Below are 245 nucleotides of genomic sequence, written 5' to 3'. Positions count from 1 at the left end.
CGGTATCCGCTTCCCAGTCACCAATTCGCGTACGTTCTTCAACAATACAAGGGCGCTCATGAATCGAGACTCTGTCATTGATACGACCACGAGTCTCAGCAGTTAAACGCTGCCGATAAGGCTTGGCTTTACGTCTGAGACACTGCCATAACCTGCCGCCCTTACGCTTGTTTGTCCATATATAGCGATAAATGCTCATATGACTGAGTCCACCATGAACACCTGCTATTTGCTGGGGACTCCAG

The 245-nt window shown here is 49.4% G+C and carries 1 pseudogene; it reads right to left on the bottom strand.

The features are described from left to right. A pseudogene (locus AAEZ09_RS28950) lies at window positions 1-199 on the bottom strand (IS30 family transposase); the annotation flags it as partial. Between the last annotated feature and the right edge of the window lie 46 nt (window positions 200-245).

Origin of the sequence: Pseudomonas sp. 65/3-MNA-CIBAN-0223 (assembly GCF_040310425.1) — a bacterium.
Classification (GTDB): Bacteria; Pseudomonadota; Gammaproteobacteria; order Pseudomonadales; family Pseudomonadaceae; genus Aquipseudomonas; species Aquipseudomonas gregormendelii.
The sequence above is the reverse complement of the archived record's forward strand: the minus strand, read 5'-3'. Positions and strand labels throughout refer to the sequence as shown.